The following is an 18,574-nucleotide window of genomic DNA, read 5'->3' on the forward strand; positions in this document are numbered from 1 at the left end:
TCACACCCGGTGCTCCTCCCTCGCCGCGCCGGCCACGATGTCGATCTCGTTGCCCTCGGGGTCGGCCAGGGTCCACGAGGCCGGGCCGTGGTCGCGCACGAGGACGCCTCCGGCGCGCAGCCCCGTCGACACCGTGGCGGCCGCCACATCGTGGGGCACGACCGCCTCCAGGTGGAGGCGGTTGCGCTGGGTGCGACGCTCGGTCTCCTCGAGATCCAGGGGCTGGAAGAAGAGGACGGGGCCGAGGCGCCGCGGGTCGACGATGTCCGTGACGCCGCCGCGCGGGTCGGGCTCGTAGCCCAGGACCGCCTGCCAGAAGGAGCGCGTCGTGGCGACGTCGGCAGCATCGATGCCGACCTGGATGAAGCGGGCCCGCTCGGGCGCGGCAGTCAGCCCGAGCGACCGGGCCTCGCGCTGGACACGTTGGCAGAGCGGGAGGTAGCCCTCGTCCATCTCACAGCGGTCCTTGCCCGTGTCGAGGACCACGACCGTCTCCTCGGGGCCACCGACGGGGTGTCCCGCGGATCGGGCGGGTCGCACGTCGAGCAGGAGCGGGAGCCCGGCCCGGTCGGCGATCTCGGCGGCGACGGTCACGAGGCGGGTCGCCTGCTCGAGCGTGGCGGCGGGGTAGACGGCCACGGCGGAGAAGACCAGTCGCCAGTCATCGGTCTCCGGCGCGTCCCAGCGGTCCGCGTCCTCGGGCAGCGGCAGGATGTCGACCTCGTTGCCCTCCTCGTCCGCGACCGTCGCGTAGTAGCCGTGGTGGGCCACGTCGGCCCCTCCTGCGGCCAGACGGTCCACCGTCCCGGACGCGACCGGCTGGGCGGCCACGGAGTCCAGATGGAGCCGGTTGCGCAGCGGTCGTGGGGCGTCCATCCGCTGAAGCCTCAGCAAAGGATGACGACGCAGCGGGTCGGCCAGGCCGTCCTGGTCGTGGCGTTCATACCCGAGGGCCGATTCCCAGAACGCCCTCACGCCCTCGAGGTGCTGCGTGTCGACCACCAGGCCCAGCTCCCGGAGGACGCCCGGCTGTGGCTCCAGACCGAGCCCACGGGCGGTGTCCGAGATGGCCCTCGCGAGGTCGGCGTGAACGGCCGTCACCCTGGTGTCAGCGCCGAGGCGGACCTGGACGCCGGTGGAGCGGACGTCCAGGTCGGGAGGTGCGGTGTCGCCATCCCGGCAGAGCTCGCCCACCGCACGCGCCAGCAGCGCCGCGTCGGAGTGCGACCTGGCGGCGAACCACGCGGCGGCGCCACGGCCGAGGACGCGCCAGTCCTCCGTGCCGGGCAGATCCTGGAAGCTCGTGCTGGTCGTCGAGGGTGTGCTCGGTGCCATGGGTGCCAGGCTGCCACCGCCGACCCGGCCGCGTCAGGACGACGGCCGGTGTCCGGGACAGCGGATGTCCGCGACGCATCGGGTCAGTGGGATCAGGACGCCATCTCGACGGGGGAGGCGGACGGCATACCCCAGGCGTCGGCCAGCATCCGGTAGCTGCGCCGGCGCATCTGCGGGTCGTAGGTGTAGGTGGTGACGATCAGCTCGTCCAGCTCGTGGGTCGCGGCGAAGCTCTCGAGCTGCTCGACGACCGTGTCCGGGGTGCCGACCATGCGGACGGACTGGTGGGCGTTGGCCAGGGGGAGGAGCTCGGTCGGCACGACGGAGGCGAGGCTGTCGACCGGCGGGTCGAGCGGGGCCGGCTGGCCGGAGCGGATGCGGATGGCCATCAGTTGCGCCGTGGTGAAGAGGTGGTCGGCCTCCTCCTGGGTCGGCGCCACCAGGACGTTGACGCCGGCCATGGTGGTCGGGCGGTCGACCTGGGCGGTGGCGGCGTCAGCGCGGAAGCGGTCGCGGTAGATGGCCAGCGCCTCCGCGAGCTGGTCGGGGGCGAAGTGCGACGCGAAGGAGAAGGGCAGTCCGAGCGCCGCGGCCACCTGGGCTCCGCCGGTCGAGGAGCCGAGCATCCAGAGCGGCACCTCGGTGCCCTCGCCGGGGAGGGCGCGCACCCTGCGGCCGGCCTGCGGAGCACCGAGGTAGCCCTGCAGGTCCGCCACCTCCGAGGCGAAGTCCGGCAGATGGCCGCTCGAGCGCGACAGTGCGGCGGCCGTCATGGGATCCGTGCCCGGTGCACGACCCAGGCCCAGGTCGAAGCGGTCCCCGTGGATGGTGGCGAGGGTCCCGTAGTACTCGGCGACCATGAGCGGTGAGTGGTTGGGCAGCATCACCCCGCCCGAGCCGAGCCGGATGCGCTGGGTGGCGTGGGCGACATGCCCGAGCAGGAGAGCGGTGGCGGAGGACATGAACGCCTCGGACCCGTGGTGCTCGGCCATCCAGAAGCGGCGATAGCCGAGCTCGTCGACCTCGCGTGCGAGCGTGACGGACTCCTGGATGGCGGTGGCGGCCGTCATGCCCTGCGAGCGGGGCACGAGGTCGAGCACGGACAGCGGGATGCGAGAGGAGGGCATACCCGCTCAACAGCATCCGCCGACGGAGTATGCCTCCCCACGAGTTCGGCTGTCGCGTCCCGGCACCAGAGGGTCTGTCGCCTCAGATCCCGGCCGGTGCGAGCAACCCTGCCCCGCTGCATCGACCTGCCCCTGCCCCGCTGCACCGACCGCCCCTGCCCACGGGCGTGCCTCTGAGCCGGACCGCGCAGGCCGGCTCCGGGGCGAGGTCCTCAGACGTGCCAGGTCACGGTGCCGCCACGGATGGAGGCGCTCAGCTCGTGCTGGTGCACCACGGTGTGGTGCCGCCCGCACAACAGCGCCATCCGGTCGACGTCGGTGCGGCCGCCGCGGCTCCACCAGTCGACGTGGTGGCTGTCGCACCACTGGGGGAGGGCGCTGCACCCGGGATAGCTGCAGCCGCGGTCGCGCGCCACGAGCGCCTTCCACTGGGCGGGTGAGGCGAAGCGTGCCGTGTGCCCGAGGGCGAGCGGCTCCCCGTCGGCGGCCATCCACACCGGGGTGATGTCGGCCGAGCAGGCCAGCTCCGCGACCTGCCGCGGCGGCACGTAAGCACCGTCGGCGGTCGTCGCCGGACCGGACGGCAGACCTCGCTCAGGGTCGAAGGGGATGGTGAGGATGACCGTCGCCCGCGCGGTCGACGGCGGGGCGCCCGGATGGGTCGTGCCCCGGTTGATGACCGCCATGAGCGCGTCGAAACGACGCTGCGTCGCCGTCCGTGGATCCGGCTCCTGGGTCGTCTCGTCAGGGGCCGGTGCCGCCAGCTGGGAGGTGAGGACACCGCCGATCGTGGCGGCCGCACCGTCGGGTGCGTCGATGGTGAAGCGGGTGAGCCCGGGGGCGATGCGCCTGGACGAGACACCCCGCAGGGCGATCGCTGCCCGCTCGCGCTCGCCCGGGGTCGTCTCGTGGAGCAGGTCCTCCAGCAGTCGGTGACACACGACGGACAGGTCCTTGTCCGACACATCAGGTCGGCCGGCTGCCGCGGTCGCGATCCGGGTGTAGGACTCCTCCTGGTCCGGGTCCAGCGACTCCTTGAGCCGCGTCATCGTCCGCGCCACGGTCGCCGCCCGGTGCAGCGGCACGTCGCCGCGCGCGACCGCCTCCCCGATCTGCGCCCCCGCGGGTGCCTCGGCGGCCGTGACCACCGACGCCACCTGGGCGGCGTCGCCGCTGCTCAACCACGGGCACCGCACCCGCAGCCAGTCCACGAGCGTCATTCCGGACTCCTGGTGCAGACCCCGGGCCGCCGCCTGCTGGGCGAGCCGGAACCCGATGGCTCCGAGCCGTGTCTGCAGCCGTCCGACCGCCTCGAGCGCCCCGGTCAGCTCCGCGTCCTGCACCGAGACGACCTCGTCGTTCCCGAGGCTCGCGCGCCCCAACGCCATCGCTGCAGCCTCCAGGCCGGCCCCGAGCTCCTCGGCCGGAAGTCCCCGACCTTCCCGCCCGTGCATCTCCCCGAGCACGGTCGCGACCTCGTCCATGAGGGCCTGGTAGTCCGCGAGGCCCAGGGCGTCGAGCTCGTCCAGCGCCTCGCCCCACTCGAGGACCACCGGCGCACCCGCAGGAGGCGACCACGCACCCGCGCCGCCCCGCTCGCCCCCCGGTGAGAACTCCATACCCGCACTCAAGCACCGCCCACCGACAGACCCGCTGACCTGCGTCGACGCCGGTGACAGACGTCATGGCCGAGCCGCCGCACCCGGTGGCACAGTGGACCCATGAGCCCGAGGAAGTCCGGCACCGACGCGTGGGGCCGCTGGGGGTGGCTCTTCGGCGCGATCTGGCTCGTCTTCTTCGCGTTCCCCGTGACCTACATCTGGACCACGGACGGGTCGATGGCGTGGCGGGTCACCTCGACCGCCGTCGTCGTGGCGTTCATGGCGGCCTACGTCGTGACAGTCCGCCTGTCGACGCACCTCGTCGCGGCGGGGGAGTACGCCCGCGCCGCTCGCGGCGGCATGGTCGGACTGGCCGCCATGGTCGCCACGGCGCTCGTGCTGGCCGTGCTCATCGGTCCCAACTCCCTGACCGCTCTGCCGTTCATCGTCGCCGTCCCGGTGTTCTTCCTGCCCTGGCGGGCCATGTGGACGACCTCGTTGACGCTCTTCGCGCTGGGTGTCGTCACGAGCACGGTCGCCTGGGGACTGCCCCGCTCGGTCATGCTCTGGGGCATCGCCCTGCTCGCTGGCCACGAGCGTGCTGTCCCCGGCACCTGGAGGAGCGGCAGGAGTCGGCGCACGAGGTCGAGGGGCAGCTCGCCCTCACCGAGGAGCGGGAGCGCGTCGCGAGGGACGTGCACGACGTGCTGGGGCACTCGCTGACCGTGGTGACGGTCAAGACCGAGTTGGCGCAGCGGCTCATCGACGTCGATCCGGCGGCGGCGAAGCAGGAGCTCGCCGAGGTGCAGGACCTGTCCCGTCAGGCGCTCGCCGAGATCCGCGCGACCGTCGGCGGTCTGCGGGTGGCGCGGCTGGCGGATGAGCTCGAGGCGGCGCGGGTCGCCCTGGCGGGGGCGGGGATCCAGATGGCGGTATGCGGTGCCGTCACCGATGTCGACCCTCGGCACCGCATCACCCTGGCCTGGGTCCTGCGGGAGGCGGTGACCAACGTGGTGCGCCACAGCGGGGCGAGTCGGTGCACCGTGGAGCTCGGCGAGTCGTCCCTGCGGGTGCTCGACGACGGCGTGGGCGGGGCACTGGTCGAGGGCAACGGCCTGTGCGGTGCCGGTGAACGGGTGCGCCAGGCGGGTGGGCAGCTGACCGTCGGTCCACGGAGAGATGCAGCAGGGACGGCTCTGGAGGTGCGGTGGTGATCCGGTTGCTCCTGGCGGACGACCAGGCCCTGGTGCGGGGAGCGCTGGCGGCGCTCCTTGACCTGGAGCGCGACATGCAGGTGGTCGCCCAGGTCGGACGCGGGGATGAGGTGCTGGAGGCGGTGCGCAGCGCCTCGCCCGACGTGTGCCTGCTCGACATCGAGATGCCAGGACGGGACGGCATCGGTGTCCTCGAGGAGCTGCGGGAGCAGGGTATGCCGACCCGCTGCCTCATGGTCACGACGTTCGGCAGACCCGGGTACCTCCGGCGGGCGATGGACGCCGGGGCCCGCGGCTTCGTCGTGAAGGACACGCCCGCCCCCGAGCTGGCCGAGGCGGTGCGGCGGGTGCACGCCGGGGTGCGTGTCGTCGACCCCGCGCTGGCGACCGAGTCGCTGCTCGGCGGGCCGAACCCGCTCACCGAGCGCGAGCGAGAGGCCCTACGTGCGGCGCTGGACGGCTCACCGGTCCAGGTCATCGCCGGCCGGCTCTACCTCTCGCCCGGGACGGTGCGCAACTACCTCTCGTCGGCGATCGGGAAGACCGGGACCACGACCCGGGTCGAGGCGGCGAGGTTCGCCGAGGACCGCGGGTGGCTCTGAGGTATGCCGCTCAGCGGTCGTTGCTGTAGAGGCGGTTGGTCGAGGTCAGGACCTCCAGCGGGGTGGCGGGCCCGTCGATCGTCACCGTGCTCGGAATGGTGCTCCACTCACCGCCGTCCACGCTGACCTCGCCGCCGTACTCCACCGAGATGTAGGGGCCCACGTCGGCAGCCGACCCGTACTCGTGGGTGATGTCGCCGCCTGGGTAGGGGCCGCCCAGGCTGGTGGTGGGGCCGATGACCGTGCCGTCCCCGGTGACGTAGGTGGCGCCGACGAGCGTCGGCCGGATGCGCACCTCGTGGCCGATCAGCGTCGTGACGTCGACCTCCTGCGGCTGGAACCCTCCCTCCGGCCAGGCGAGCTCGAAGTAGACCGGAAGGTTGACCAACGTGCGGTTGCCCGGCGGCTCCATCACGGTCTGCGGCAGCGCGAACTGGGTGCGGTGGAACTGCTCGATGATCATGGCCTCGGTGAGTTCCTCCACTAACTCACCCGACCGTGGTGGTACGGAATCACTAAAGCACGTCGCGTCTGTAGGCTCCCAATCTTGCTCGACGTCTCCACCCGATGAAACTGTTCGCCGATAGATAATGGCCAACGCGAACGCGGGATCTGCCACGTCAAGGCAAGCGTCAATAGCGGACTGGCAGATCTCTAGCCGCGGCTGCTCAACGGTGTTCGGTGGACGACAATCGATGACAGCCACGTATTCGTACCACGACGTGGGGTTGTCGGGTTGGGTGCCTGGAGGCCACTTATCGGCGATTGCACGAACCTCTTCGTGCGTGAGCCCGACCTCCGACCCGTCCCCCTCGTTGCCACACTCGTCAAGCCCTGCGCATGGCGGGTCGCTGCCTTCGTCGGCTGCCATACCGATCATCGGTCGCACGACGGCGAGAATGATCAATAGTAGCGCTGTTGCTGTTTTCCGGAACATCAGTCAATTGTGATGCTTTCTACTAGCCACCCGTCTTGCCACGAAACTCGGACAACAAGCGACAACTCTTGTTGCTCAAGCGCCCGATCTACCGGGTCACCATCCCGCAGAAAGGGTTGGGCAGTTTGCTCGGCTGGTAGCAGGACGCGAGCGGTTTCGCCGGTGAAGATAGATTGTGGTTCACCAGTGTCCACCATGGGCCGAGCCAGATATTCGTTCTCGCCGGCGCCGTAAGCAATAAGTTCTTCGAAGTTGTCGCAGGTCGCGCAACTATCCAGGGCAAGTGGCTCAAGTAAACCAACTTCGGGACGGGTCATCGCGGAGTTGAGCACCTCGATGTAATGGAGCGCGAACGCCACCGCCCCTTCCTCGGTCTGCTCCTCCGCCTCGGCCGGCATCTCCGGAGGCCCCTCCGCCGCCGGTTCCTCCGTCTCCTCGGCGGTCTCGTCCGGCTCTGACGTGACGGCCACGTCGTCGGGCTCCTCGGGTGACTCGGTCGCGGTCGTGAGCGCGTCCTCCGACGTGGGCATGGGGGAGGGCTCGTTGCTCTCCGTGCAGGCGGGGAGCAGCACCAGGCTGGCAGCGGCGGCGATGATGGCGGTGCGTCTCACGGCATACCCCTTCTTGCTCCTGCAGCCGCGACTCCCCAGCGACCGTGGTCCGGCTCCAGTCTGCCCCAGCTCGGACCTCCAGAACCGTTGTCCACAGTAGAGACTCACGCCCGATCTGACCAGAGCCTGACGCCCTCCAGAGCCCGAGATCCGCGCCGTTCCGGGCTTCGCGCCGACCCACCCGGATCGCGACACGCGGACCCCTTGCATCTAGTAGCCAACTGACCTACGCTCCCCATATGTAGTAGTTACAAGCCTGTGGTTCGTCCACATCTTGTGCACAACCGGAGGGCGTCTACCCACACGTCATCCACACACAGTCCCCAGGCCCACCCACAGAGCGCCCCGTTCCGGGGGCGTTCGCGCCGCGCTGCCGCGACATCGAAGGAGGCGAGTGATGCACTGCCCGTTCTGCCGTCATACCGACTCCAAGGTCGTCGACAGCCGCGTCCAGGAGGAGGGGACCGTCATCCGCCGGCGTCGCCAGTGCCCGGAGTGCGGGCGTCGTTTCGGCACCGTCGAGACCGCGACCCTCTCGGTCATCAAGCGCTCCGGCGCGACCGAGCCGTTCAGCCGCGACAAGGTGATCTCCGGCGCCCGCAAGGCGTGCCAGGGGCGCCCGGTCTCCGACGCCCAGCTGCAGCTCCTCGCGCAGCAGGTGGAGGAGTCGATCCGCTCGCTGGGGCAGGCCGAGGTGGACGCGCACGAGGTCGGTCTGGCCATCCTCGAGCCGCTCAAGGCGCTCGACGAGGTCGCCTACCTGCGGTTCGCGTCCGTCTACCAGGCGTTCGACAACCTCGACGACTTCGAGTCGGCGATCACGCTGCTGCGCTCCGAGCGCGACGTGGAGGCCGCCTCGCCGGGACACCAGCCCTAGACCCGGGTATGTCAGTACCCACCGCTTGACTCAATTCAGCACCGCAAGCCCGACACCACACACAGGGAGAGCTAGTCATGACAGAGACGACCGGGGCGAAGACGCGCGCACGCCGGGGCGGCAAGGGCCTCACCATCGAGCGCATCTTCACCACGCCTGGTGTCCACCCCTACGACCAGGTCACCTGGGAGAAGCGGGACGTCGTCCAGACCAACTGGAAGACCGGCGACACGATCTTCGAGCAGCGCGGTGTGGAGTTCCCGGACTTCTGGTCGGCCAACGCCTCGACCATCGTCACGACGAAGTACTTCCGCGGCGCCGTCGGCACCGACGCCCGCGAGACCGGTCTCAAGCAGCTCATCGACCGGGTCGTCCTCACCTACGTCAAGGCGGGCAAGGAGCACGGCTACTTCGCGACCGACGAGGACGCCGAGATCTTCGAGCACGAGCTGACGTATGCCCTCGTGCACCAGGTCTTCTCGTTCAACTCTCCCGTGTGGTTCAACGTCGGCACCCAGAGCCCGCAGCAGGTCAGCGCCTGCTTCATCCTCTCGGTCGACGACTCGATGGACTCGATCCTCAACTGGTACAAGGAGGAGGGCTTCATCTTCAAGGGCGGCTCGGGCGCCGGCCTCAACCTCTCCCGCATCCGCTCCTCCAAGGAGCTGCTGTCCTCCGGTGGCACCGCCTCCGGCCCGGTCTCCTTCATGCGCGGCGCCGACGCCTCCGCGGGCACCATCAAGTCCGGTGGCGCCACCCGCCGCGCGGCCAAGATGGTCGTCCTGGACGTCGACCACCCCGACATCGAGGAGTTCATCGACACCAAGGCGCGCGAGGAGGACAAGATCCGCGCGCTGCGTGACGCCGGCTTCGACATGGACCTCGGCGGCAACGACATCGTCTCGGTGCAGTACCAGAACGCCAACAACTCGGTGCGTGTCTCCGACGAGTTCATGCGTGCGGTGGAGGAGGAGGCCGAGTTCGGCCTGACCTCCCGCAAGGACGGCTCGGTCGTCACCACGGTCGACGCCAAGCACCTCTTCACCAAGATGGCGCAGGCCGCGTGGGAGTGCGCCGACCCGGGCATCCAGTACGACGGCACCATCAACGACTGGCACACCAACCCCGAGACCGGTCGCATCACCGCGTCCAACCCCTGCTCCGAATACATGTCGCTGGACAACTCCAGCTGCAACCTCGCCTCGCTCAACCTCATGAAGTTCCTGCGCGAGGACGACACCTTCGACGTGGAGACCTACCAGAAGGTCGCCGAGCTGGTCATCACCGCGATGGACATCTCGATCTGCTTCGCGGACTTCCCGACCGACCCGATCGGTGAGACCACCCGCAACTACCGCCAGCTCGGCATTGGCTACGCCAACCTCGGCGCGCTGCTCATGGCGACCGGTCACGGCTACGACTCCGAGGGCGGCCGCGCGCTCGCCGCGTCGCTCACCTCGCTGCTCACCGGCGCCGCCTACAAGCGCTCCGCCGAGCTCGCCGGCGTCGTCGGCCCCTACAACGGGTATGCCCGCAACGCCGACGCGCACAAGCGCGTCATGCGCAAGCACCAGGCGGCGAACGACGAGATCCGCACCCTTCACACCATGGACTCCTCGGTCCACAAGGCCGCGACCAAGGCCTGGGACGCCGTCGTCAAGACGGGGGAGAAGAACGGCTACCGCAACGCGCAGGCCTCCGTGCTCGCCCCGACCGGCACCATCGGCTTCATGATGGACTGCGACACCACCGGCATCGAGCCCGACTTCTCGCTGGTGAAGTTCAAGAAGCTTGTCGGTGGCGGCTCGATGCAGATCGTCAACCAGACCATCCCGCGGGCACTCAACCGCCTCGGGTATGCCGACGAGACCATCGAGGCGATCGTCGAGTTCATCGCCGAGAAGGGGCACGTCATCGACGCCCCGGGCCTCAAGCCCGAGCACTACGAGGTCTTCGACTGCGCGATGGGCGCCCGGGCGATCCGCCCCATGGGCCACGTGCGGATGATGGCCGCGGTGCAGCCGTTCCTGTCCGGTGCCATCTCCAAGACGGTCAACCTGCCGGAGTCGGCGACCGTCGAGGACATCGCCGAGGTCTACCTTCAGGGCTGGAAGATGGGCCTCAAGGCGCTCGCCGTCTACCGCGACAACTGCAAGGTCGGCCAGCCGCTGTCCGACGGCAAGGCCGACAAGGAGAAGAAGGCCGACGAGGTCGAGGCTCCCGTCGAGAAGGTCGTCGAGTACCGCCCGGTCCGCAAGCGGCTCCCCAAGCGCCGGTCCAGCCAGACCACGAGCTTCGCCGTGGGCGGCGCGGAGGGCTACCTCACCGCCGGCACCTACGAGAGCGGTGACCTGGGCGAGCTGTTCCTGAAGTTCGGCAAGCAGGGTTCGACCCTGGCCGGTGTCATGGACGCCTTCTCCATCGCCGTGTCGATCGGGCTGCAGTACGGCGTGCCGCTGGAGACCTTCGTCGAGAAGTTCACCAACCTGCGCTTCGAGCCGGCCGGTATGACGGATGACCCGGACGTGCGTATGGCGCAGTCGATCATGGACTACGTCTTCCGCCGCCTGGCTCTGGACTACCTGGACTTCGAGACCCGCTCGTTCATGGGCATCCACACCGCGGAGGAGCGGGCCCGCCAGCTCGAGACCGGGTCGTACGCCCCGCTCGAGCCGTCGAACGACGACGACGACTACGAGGACGAGCTGGAGAACTACAGCCAGTCCGCCGCCACCACGCCGGCCAAGAAGGCCGACAAGGTGGAGAAGGTCGCCGACCAGTCGGGCGCCGGTGCCGCCGACGCGCGCAAGGTCGACCCAGAGATCCACTCCTCGGCTGAGCTGCTCGAGCAGTTCCAGGGCAAGGTCGCCGACGCGCCGATCTGCATGACCTGCGGGACGAAGATGCGTCCGGCTGGCTCGTGCTACGTCTGCGAGGGCTGCGGGAGCACCAGCGGCTGCAGCTGACGACCCAGAGATCTTGAGGGCGTAGCCGAAGGTTGCGAACTCAAAAGGGGCGGCCCCGCTGTCACGGGGCCGCCCCAGCCGAGGCCATACGACCAAGGGACCAATCGGATGGATGGGTCACCCTGATCGTAGCGGAGTCCTTGGTGCCCCAAAGAGGGGCGCCCTCCAGCCTCGGGAGTTTGCTCTAGGAGGGCAACATGTCCCGAACAGTCAATCGCAGCGCTGGAAGCGGCCGCTTCGTGAGTAGGGCCGCTGCGGCACGCTGGCCATCGAGAACGACGACCGAGCGCGTCGGTTCCGGCACGGGCAATAGTCGGCAGGTGAACCGCTCAGCTGCCACAGGGCGGTTCGTCACCGACCAGGCCGTCCGTAGGAACCCGGGAGGCACTATCCAGCAGAAGGTCTGACTCGCAGCAGACTGGCACCGGGCTAGCCACTAGCCCGGTGCCAATCTGTAGGTTGGCCCATCGAAGCTGATCTTGTGTCGGTCTTGCACAAAGATGTCGGGTGTCGCCTCCTACAGCCCTCGCGAATACAGGGCGTTGACACCCGCGTCACATCTACACGCGGCAAGGGTGTACCTGTAGCGTGGGTGCACCTTCGAACGCTTCTTGTCACGGGTTACGAGCGAGACGAAGACGAACCGCGCTTCGGCGGTCAGAGCGGGTTCAACCCCACAGTGAACACATGCGGAGCTAAGCTTGGCCGGTGTTGACGGACGCCGACGATCAAAGACTGAGGGCCGCGGCGCTCACTTGGCTCACTGTACGGAGTAACGATGGAGCTGATCCCCTGAGCCGTGACGACCTTGAGTCGTTTGAGTTCGAAGGGATCCGAGTCCCCCTGATCGATCGGCAGCGAGGGATTCGCAAGCCCAGATTCCTCCAGGCTGCCTTGTCGATTGTGACTGTCTACAGGGCTGAAGGCCAGGCTCGGCCGTACGAAGATTCCACCGGGACGGACGGTCTCATCCGCTACAAGTGGCGGGGCGATGACCCCAATCACTCCGAGAACCGCGCCCTTCGCGAAGCGGGACTGCAAAAGTTGCCACTCATATGGTTCTTGGGCGTGGGTCCGGGGCTTTTCCAACCTGTCTTCCCCGTCTTCGTGGCAGGCGAAGAACGTCATCAGCAACAGTTTGCCCTTGCCGTCGACGAGGTCTTTGGATTGGCCGAGGTAGACACGCCTCTTGAAGCCCAGATGCGCAGGTATGTCGAACGAGTGACAAAGCAGCGTCTGCATCAACCGGTCTTCCGGTCTTCGGTTCTTCGCGCCTACGGCCGTCGATGTGCGGTTTGCGCCATCGCTCACGGTTCATTGCTTGACGCTGCACACATCGTCCCGGATAGTCACGAACTTGGAGAAGCCTCCGTTCGCAATGGGTTGTCCCTGTGCAAGCTGCACCATGCCGCGTTCGACTCTGGGATCATGGGCGTCAGGCCAGATCTCACAGTCCAGATACGCAGAGACATTCTCGAAGAGGTTGACGGTCCTATGCTCAGGCATGGGCTCCAGGCGCGACATGCGCAATCGCTGATGGTGGTTCCCTCCCGGCGAGCCGAGCGGCCAGACACCTCTCTTCTCAGCGTTGCCTATGAGCGATTTACCTCGCGACAGGCGATGGCATAGCTCAGCGCCAGGCGTCGGTGATAAATGGATGCCCCAGCCTGACTATAGGCATTGCCAAACACTCATTTGCCGTATGTAGCGAGTGAATCCAGGGCCCGTGGGCTTGGCTTCAATACCTCACCACGGAAACGCGAGGGCAATCGGGCTTGGGTTGCGGCTGTTGCCACAGAATCGACGCAGTCGGACGCCCACGATGCAAATCCGCTTCGTGGAACTCGCTTTCGTAGAAGCCTCGCGTAGAAGTTCGAGGAGAACATCATGGAGTCGTCCCACCCGATCGCCGTCGTCGTGCCGACGTACGTGACCTCTCGGACGATGCTGTCTCGGATGGCCGCTCTCCAGGCGGCTGAGCGAGTGCTGCAGCCGTCGGCGACGATCGCCGAGGCTCTGATTGGCTCACCGCCGTCGATGATCTCGTCGGCGATCTCGCGCAAGTCCAAGTCGATGGCGCGAGAACTCTCGCCGTCGCTCTCAAACCCCAACGCACCACTTGCGGGGTCTTTGCCGGCATGTCCCATGAGGTGCAGCACATCTGTCTCCTGGCTGATGAATCGCCTCACGACACTGGGAGTGCTGCTGCGCACGGTGACGACATCGACATCGTGACCCGCATAGGCGTAGTTCTGGATCACCTGCTCTAGCGCGTTGGTGGCGATGTCGAAAGACACGTGCCGGCCAAGGTCGACGATGGTGATCAGTCGGTTTCGCATGAAGAAACTCCTGATTGTCGAGGATCACGCCACCCCCATGCTGGCGGCCTCAATAGCCTCGGGGGAGAGCACGTGATCGGCTGCCATGGTGGCAGCACCGAGCACACCCGCCTGCGCCCCCGCCTTGGAGGCCACGATCCGCAGGTGCTCAGTTGCCAGCGGCAGGGACCGCTGGTAGACGACTTCCCGGATTCCAGCCAGCAGGTGCTCGCCGGCCTCCGCGAGGCGCCCGCCGATGACGACGGCGGAGGGGTTCATGAGGTTCACCATGGTGGCGAGCACCTCGCCGATGTCGCGCCCGGCCCGCCGCACCTCCTGCACGGCCGCGGCGTTGCCGGCCCGCACCAGCTCGACCACCCCCGCCGTCGAGTCGACCGCCACGCCCCCCTCCGCCAAGGCAGCGGCCAGCGCCGGCCCAGCCGCGATGGCCTCGAGGCACCCCTCGTTGCCGCACCGGCACATGACGCCCTCGCCGCTGCTGACCCGCACGTGCCCGAGGTCGCCGGCCGTGCCCTGCGCCCCCCGCTGCAGCCGTGAGCCCGAGATGATGCCGGCGCCGATGCCCGTGGCCACCTTGACGAAGATGAGGTCGTCCACCGACGGCAGGTAGGCGCCCCGCTCGCCCAGCGCCATGATGTTGACGTCGTTGTCGACGAGCACGGGCACGGGATAGGTCCGCTGCAGGTGGGCGGGCACGTCATACCGGTCCCACCCGGGCATGATCGGCGGGTTGATCGGCCGCCCGGTCGAGTGCTCGACCGGCCCCGGCAGCCCGAGGCCCACCGCCGCCAGCTCACCCACCGGACGCCGCGCGTCCTCCAGCAGCTCACCGACCACCGACGTCACCCAGCCGAGCACCGCCTCCGGCCCGTCGGCCACGTCGAGCTCGGCCCGCCTCTCGCCGAGCACCGTCCCGGCCAGGTCGGTCAGCGCGGCCACGGCGTGCGTCGCACCGACGTCCACCCCGGCCACGACCCGTGCGGCGGGGTTCATCGCGATGAGCGCCGGAGGCCGCCCTCCGGTCGACCGCGCCCCGCCCACAGGCGCCACCAGGCCCATCCGCAGCAGCACGTCCACCCGCGCCGCGACGGTGCTCCGCGCCATCCCCGTCTCCTCGGCGAGCTGCGCACGCGTGCGCGGACGACCATCCCTCAGGAGCTCGAAGACATCGCTGGTGCGCACCACGGAAGTGAACCACGCCACTTCGACACGCTCAACCAACAACTTTTGCCGGACTCTCGACAAAAGCCGAGGAGCCGTGCCATAGTCCTGAGCGTGACGTCCAACGACGCCGTCGCACCGACGGCCAGCACCCCGACGCAGCCCGTCCTGCGGGCCACCGGGCTGACCAAGCGCTTCTTCGGCAACGCCGTCCTCGAGGACGTGACCCTCGAGCTGCACCCGGGTCAGGTGCACGGCCTCGTGGGGGAGAACGGCGCCGGCAAGTCCACCCTCATGAAGGTCCTCGCCGGCGTGCACCAGCCCGACGAGGGCACCGTCGAGATCGGTGGGCAGACCCAGCACTTCTCCCACCCGATCCAGGCCCAGCAGGCCGGCCTGTCGACCGTCTTCCAGGAGTTCAACCTCCTCCCGGACCGCACGGTCGCGGAGAACATCTACCTCGGCCGCGAGCCGCGGCGCGGCCCGCTCGTCGACACCGCCGCGATGCGCCGCGACACCACCGAGCTCCTCGACGGCCTCGGCGTCACCGGCCTCGACGCGGAGCGGACCGTGCGCTCCCTGTCGGTCGCCGAGCAGCAGATCGTCGAGATCGCCAAGGCCGTGAGCTACGACTCGCGCATCATCTCCATGGACGAGCCGACCGCCGCGCTCGCCGACCACGAGGTCGAGCTGCTCTACGCCATCATCCGCAGGCTCCTCGACCGCGACGTCGCCATCCTCTACGTCTCCCACCGGCTCAAGGAGATCTTCGACCTCTGCGACACCATCACCGTCCTCAAGGACGGCCAGCAGGTCACCACCCAGCCGGCCGCCGAGCTCGACGAGGGCGCGCTCGTCCGCCTCATGGTCGGCCGCGAGATGTCCGCGTTCTTCCCCGAGCCCACCCCCGGCACCGAGGTGGGGGAGGCCGTGCTCACCCTCTCGGGCTCCGGCAACGGGTATGTCGACGGCGTCGACCTCACGCTGCGCGCCGGCGAGATCGTCGGCCTGGCCGGGCTGCAGGGCTCGGGCCGCACCGAGCTCGTCGAGTCGGTCTTCGGCGTCACCCCGCTCACCCGCGGCACCCTGACCCTGGACGGCGAGACCACGACCATCGGCTCGCCCCGCCAGGCGATCCGCCGCGGCCTCGCCCTCATCACCGAGGACCGCAAGGCCAAGGGCCTCGCGCTCGGCCAGTCCGTCCTCGACAACGCCCTCGGGGTGGTCCGCTCCGTCTTCCCCGGTCGCACGGGCGAGGCCCGCTCGAGCATGCCCGGGGTCCTGTCCTCGCTCGAGGTCGCCGCCCGCTCGCTGGACCAGGAGGTGCAGTTCCTCTCGGGCGGCAACCAGCAGAAGGTCGTCCTGGCCCGCTGGCTGTCGGTGAACCCCCGCGTCATGCTCATGGACGAGCCCACCCGCGGCATCGACGTCGGCGCCAAGCACGCGATCTACGAGCTCATGCGCGGCCTGGCCGCCGACGGCGTCGGCATCCTCATGGTCTCCAGCGAGCTGCCCGAGGTCATCGGGATGTCCGACCGCATCCTCGTCATGCGCGACGGCCGCCTCGCCGGCGAGCTGCCCCGCGGCGCCACCGAGGAGGACGTCCTCGCCCTGGCGACCGGCGCCGACGAGCACGAGGAGGTCGTCGCGTGAACGCCCTCGCCCGCCTCCGGCCCACCCGCCTCACCAGCACGGGCATCGTCTACCTCGTCCTCGTGCTGGTCCTCGTCCTGGGCGCGATCATCACCGCCGCCGCGGGCCGCAACTTCTTCAGCGCCGGCAACATCTCGGCCATCCTCACCGGCACGAGCATCCTCGGCTTCATCGCCATCGGCCAGACCCTCGTCATCCTCGCCGGCAGCCTCGACCTCTCGGTGCCCTACGTCGCCAGCCTCGCCAGCCTCCTCGGCGGCGTCACGATGGCCGGCCAGACCGGCAACATCCCGCTGGCCGTCGTCACCGCCCTCGGCGTGGCCGCCCTCATCGGCCTGGTCAACGGCCTGGTCGTCGCCTACCTCCACGTCCACGGCTTCATCGCCACCCTGGGCATGGGCCTCATCCTGGCCGGCTACCTCGGCACCAACTACAAGGGCTCGGCCGGCTCGGCCCCCCGCGACTTCCGCCTCATCGGTGCCCTCAACATCGGCCCGGTGCCGCTCTCGACGATCATCATGCTCGGCTGCGCCGTGCTGGTGATCCTCCTGCTGCGCCGCACCCGCATCGGCCACCACCTGTATGCCGTCGGCGGCAGCAAGGACGTCGCCCGCCTCTCCGGGGTCCGCACCCAGCCGCCCGTCGTGCTCGCGCACGTCCTGTGCTCGGTGCTCGCCGGGATGGCCGGGCTGCTCCTGCTGGCCCGCCTCTCGGTCGGCAGCCCCACCATCGGCACCCAGGGCGGCTACGACCTCATGTCCATCGCCGCCGTCGTCCTCGGCGGCACCGTCCTGGCCGGCGGCAAGGGCAACATCCTCGGCACCCTCGGCGGCGTCGCGATCTTCGCCGTCATGGACAACGTCATGGGCGTCATGCAGCTCAACGCCTTCCTCCAGGACGTCGTCCGCGGTCTGGTCATCGTCGTCGCCGTCGCGGTCTACGCCCGCCGCAACGCCGACCTCCGCCCGGCCCGCTTCGAGCGCTCGCGCGCGGCACGGCATACCTCCGCCCCCACCACCGCAGGAGGTGCGGCATGAGCACCGCCGAGGCCACCACGACCCGCGGCGCGACCCTGCCGATGAGCGAGGGCGGCACCGCCGGACAGATCGGGCGCGCCCTGCGCACCCCCGGGGGGGCGGTCTTCGTCCTCGTCGCCGTCCTGCTCGTCTGCGTCATCGCCGCGAACCCCAACTTCGGCGAGCCCGGCTCGCTCATCCGCTTCATCGGCCGCACGGCGCCGATCGCCATCGCCGCGATGGGGCAGTACTTCGTCATCGTCTCCGGCGAGTTCGACCTGTCCATGGGCTCGGTCGTGACGATGCAGGTGGTCCTCGCCGGCAACTTCATCGGCCAGGACGAGAGCCGGGTGCTCCCGGTCATGGTCCTCATGGTCGTCCTCGGCACGCTCGTCGGGGTGGTCAACGGGCTCGCGACGACCCTGCTCAAGGTCCCCAGCTTCATCGTCACCCTCGGCACGATGCTCGCGCTCTCCGGCCTGGTGCTCTACCTCACCGGCGGCGCGGCCACCGGCAACCCGATCGACTCGTTCCGGCAGATCGGCCGCGGCGGCATCGAGGGTGTCCCGGTCCTCGAGGTCATCCCCTACCCGGCGATCATCCTGCTGGTCCTCGCGGTCGCCGCGGTCTGGCTCATGCGCCGCCCCTTCGGCCGCACCCTGGTCGCCGTCGGCGACAACCCGCAGGCCGTGCACCTGTCCGGCTCGGCGACCTGGTGGCTCAAGACCCGCGCGTTCATCCTGTCCTCGCTGGCCGCCACCGTCGCCGGCATCATCCTCGTCGGGTATGCCGGGGTGCACCCCTCCGTCGGCCAGGGCTACGAGTTCACCGCGATCACCGCGGTGGTCGTCGGCGGCGTCGTGCTCGGCGGCGGGCGCGGCTGGGTCCTCTCGGCCGCCGCCGGCGCCTTCGCGCTCGAGCTGCTCTTCACCCTGCTCAACTTCGTCGGTGTCGCCTCCACCTGGAGGGACACCGTGCAGGGCGTCATCATCATCGTCGCCGTCGCGATCGGGGCCCGCGCCTGGCAGGGCGGCCGCCGACGACGCAGCGCCGAACCCACCACCCCGGGTGCCGAGCAACGGCATACCGAGTCCGCAACCACCACCCCGCCCGACCCGGGCACCACCTAAAGGGA

Annotated in this window: 17 protein-coding genes; 9 read left to right on the forward strand and 8 right to left on the reverse strand. The window is 69.3% G+C overall.

What is annotated here, in order from left to right:
• The 3 genes from FHD63_RS04445 to FHD63_RS04455 form a co-directional block, all read right to left on the reverse strand.
• A complete protein-coding gene (locus tag FHD63_RS04445; protein ID WP_139720465.1) occupies positions 1-1,335 on the reverse strand; it encodes a VOC family protein in 1,335 nt (444 codons plus the stop codon).
• A gap of 92 nt (positions 1,336-1,427) precedes the next feature.
• The gene (locus FHD63_RS04450) at positions 1,428-2,462 is read right to left on the reverse strand and encodes an LLM class flavin-dependent oxidoreductase (protein ID WP_139720467.1); all 1,035 of its coding nucleotides are present in this window, start codon (positions 2,460-2,462) and stop codon (positions 1,428-1,430) included.
• Between the two features lie 212 nt (positions 2,463-2,674).
• Entirely contained in the window at positions 2,675-4,081 is a 1,407-nt protein-coding gene (locus tag FHD63_RS04455; RefSeq protein WP_139720469.1) for an HNH endonuclease signature motif containing protein, read from the reverse strand.
• Between the two features lie 102 nt (positions 4,082-4,183).
• Between FHD63_RS04455 and FHD63_RS15915 the strand changes: the two genes are divergently transcribed.
• Genes FHD63_RS15915 through FHD63_RS04465 form a run of 3 tightly spaced genes read left to right on the forward strand, consistent with a single transcriptional unit; the run spans position 4,184 to position 5,879 of the window.
• Positions 4,184-4,786 carry a hypothetical protein gene (locus tag FHD63_RS15915; protein WP_158296704.1) on the forward strand — a complete coding sequence of 201 codons (603 nt, stop codon included), beginning with the start codon at positions 4,184-4,186 and terminating at the stop codon, positions 4,784-4,786.
• A complete protein-coding gene (locus tag FHD63_RS15920) occupies positions 4,768-5,277 on the forward strand; it encodes a sensor histidine kinase (protein WP_158296705.1) in 510 nt (169 codons plus the stop codon). The genes FHD63_RS15915 and FHD63_RS15920 overlap by 19 nt, the downstream gene beginning before the upstream one ends.
• Positions 5,274-5,879: a response regulator transcription factor gene (locus tag FHD63_RS04465; RefSeq protein ID WP_202978411.1), complete on the forward strand. Its 606-nt coding sequence runs from the start codon at positions 5,274-5,276 to the stop codon at positions 5,877-5,879. Before FHD63_RS15920 ends, FHD63_RS04465 begins: the two co-directional genes overlap by 4 nt.
• A 10-nt stretch (positions 5,880-5,889) precedes the next feature.
• Here FHD63_RS04465 and FHD63_RS04470 read toward each other — a convergent pair whose 3' ends face one another.
• Together FHD63_RS04470 and FHD63_RS04475 are read right to left on the reverse strand one after the other, a co-directional pair.
• On the reverse strand, positions 5,890-6,363 hold the full coding sequence (locus tag FHD63_RS04470) for a hypothetical protein (protein ID WP_139720474.1): 474 nt from the start codon (positions 6,361-6,363) through the stop codon (positions 5,890-5,892).
• A gap of 452 nt (positions 6,364-6,815) precedes the next feature.
• Complete coding sequence (locus FHD63_RS04475; RefSeq protein ID WP_139720475.1) at positions 6,816-7,427, reverse strand: DUF6318 family protein; 612 nt, start codon at positions 7,425-7,427, stop codon at positions 6,816-6,818.
• 397 nt (positions 7,428-7,824) lie between these two features.
• Between FHD63_RS04475 and nrdR the strand changes: the two genes are divergently transcribed.
• Together nrdR and FHD63_RS04485 are read left to right on the forward strand one after the other, a co-directional pair.
• The gene (nrdR, locus tag FHD63_RS04480) at positions 7,825-8,304 is read left to right on the forward strand and encodes a transcriptional regulator NrdR (protein ID WP_139720477.1); all 480 of its coding nucleotides are present in this window, start codon (positions 7,825-7,827) and stop codon (positions 8,302-8,304) included.
• 77 nt (positions 8,305-8,381) lie between these two features.
• The gene (locus tag FHD63_RS04485; protein ID WP_139720478.1) at positions 8,382-11,270 is read left to right on the forward strand and encodes a vitamin B12-dependent ribonucleotide reductase; all 2,889 of its coding nucleotides are present in this window, start codon (positions 8,382-8,384) and stop codon (positions 11,268-11,270) included.
• Positions 11,271-11,927: 657 nt separating this feature from the next.
• Here the strand turns inward: FHD63_RS04485 and FHD63_RS16475 are convergent.
• Entirely contained in the window at positions 11,928-12,581 is a 654-nt protein-coding gene (locus tag FHD63_RS16475; protein WP_238705879.1) for a hypothetical protein, read from the reverse strand.
• On the opposite strand from FHD63_RS16475, the gene FHD63_RS16480 reads away from it, so the two are divergent.
• Positions 12,471-12,899: an HNH endonuclease gene (locus FHD63_RS16480; protein ID WP_238705819.1), complete on the forward strand. Its 429-nt coding sequence runs from the start codon at positions 12,471-12,473 to the stop codon at positions 12,897-12,899. The two genes, FHD63_RS16475 and FHD63_RS16480, sit on opposite strands and share 111 nt — an antisense overlap.
• 62 nt (positions 12,900-12,961) lie before the next feature.
• Here the strand turns inward: FHD63_RS16480 and FHD63_RS04500 are convergent, their stop codons facing one another.
• Positions 12,962-13,609 (reverse strand): hypothetical protein, encoded by a 648-nt coding sequence (locus FHD63_RS04500; protein ID WP_139720482.1) that lies wholly within the window; start codon positions 13,607-13,609, stop codon positions 12,962-12,964.
• Positions 13,610-13,633: 24 nt separating this feature from the next.
• Entirely contained in the window at positions 13,634-14,812 is a 1,179-nt protein-coding gene (locus tag FHD63_RS04505; RefSeq protein ID WP_338056424.1) for an ROK family transcriptional regulator, read from the reverse strand.
• Positions 14,813-14,884: 72 nt separating this feature from the next.
• On the opposite strand from FHD63_RS04505, the gene FHD63_RS04510 reads away from it, so the two are divergent.
• Genes FHD63_RS04510 through FHD63_RS04520 form a run of 3 tightly spaced genes read left to right on the forward strand, consistent with a single transcriptional unit; the run spans position 14,885 to position 18,569 of the window.
• A complete protein-coding gene (locus FHD63_RS04510) occupies positions 14,885-16,423 on the forward strand; it encodes a sugar ABC transporter ATP-binding protein (protein ID WP_139720484.1) in 1,539 nt (512 codons plus the stop codon).
• A complete protein-coding gene (locus FHD63_RS04515; protein ID WP_139720486.1) occupies positions 16,420-17,460 on the forward strand; it encodes an ABC transporter permease in 1,041 nt (346 codons plus the stop codon). Before FHD63_RS04510 ends, FHD63_RS04515 begins: the two co-directional genes overlap by 4 nt.
• Positions 17,457-18,569 (forward strand): ABC transporter permease, encoded by a 1,113-nt coding sequence (locus FHD63_RS04520; protein WP_139720488.1) that lies wholly within the window; start codon positions 17,457-17,459, stop codon positions 18,567-18,569. The genes FHD63_RS04515 and FHD63_RS04520 overlap by 4 nt, the downstream gene beginning before the upstream one ends.
• The last annotated feature ends 5 nt before the right edge of the window (positions 18,570-18,574 follow it).

It is taken from the genome of Serinicoccus chungangensis (genome assembly GCF_006337125.1).
In the GTDB taxonomy this organism is placed as follows: Bacteria; Actinomycetota; Actinomycetes; order Actinomycetales; family Dermatophilaceae; genus Ornithinicoccus; species Ornithinicoccus chungangensis.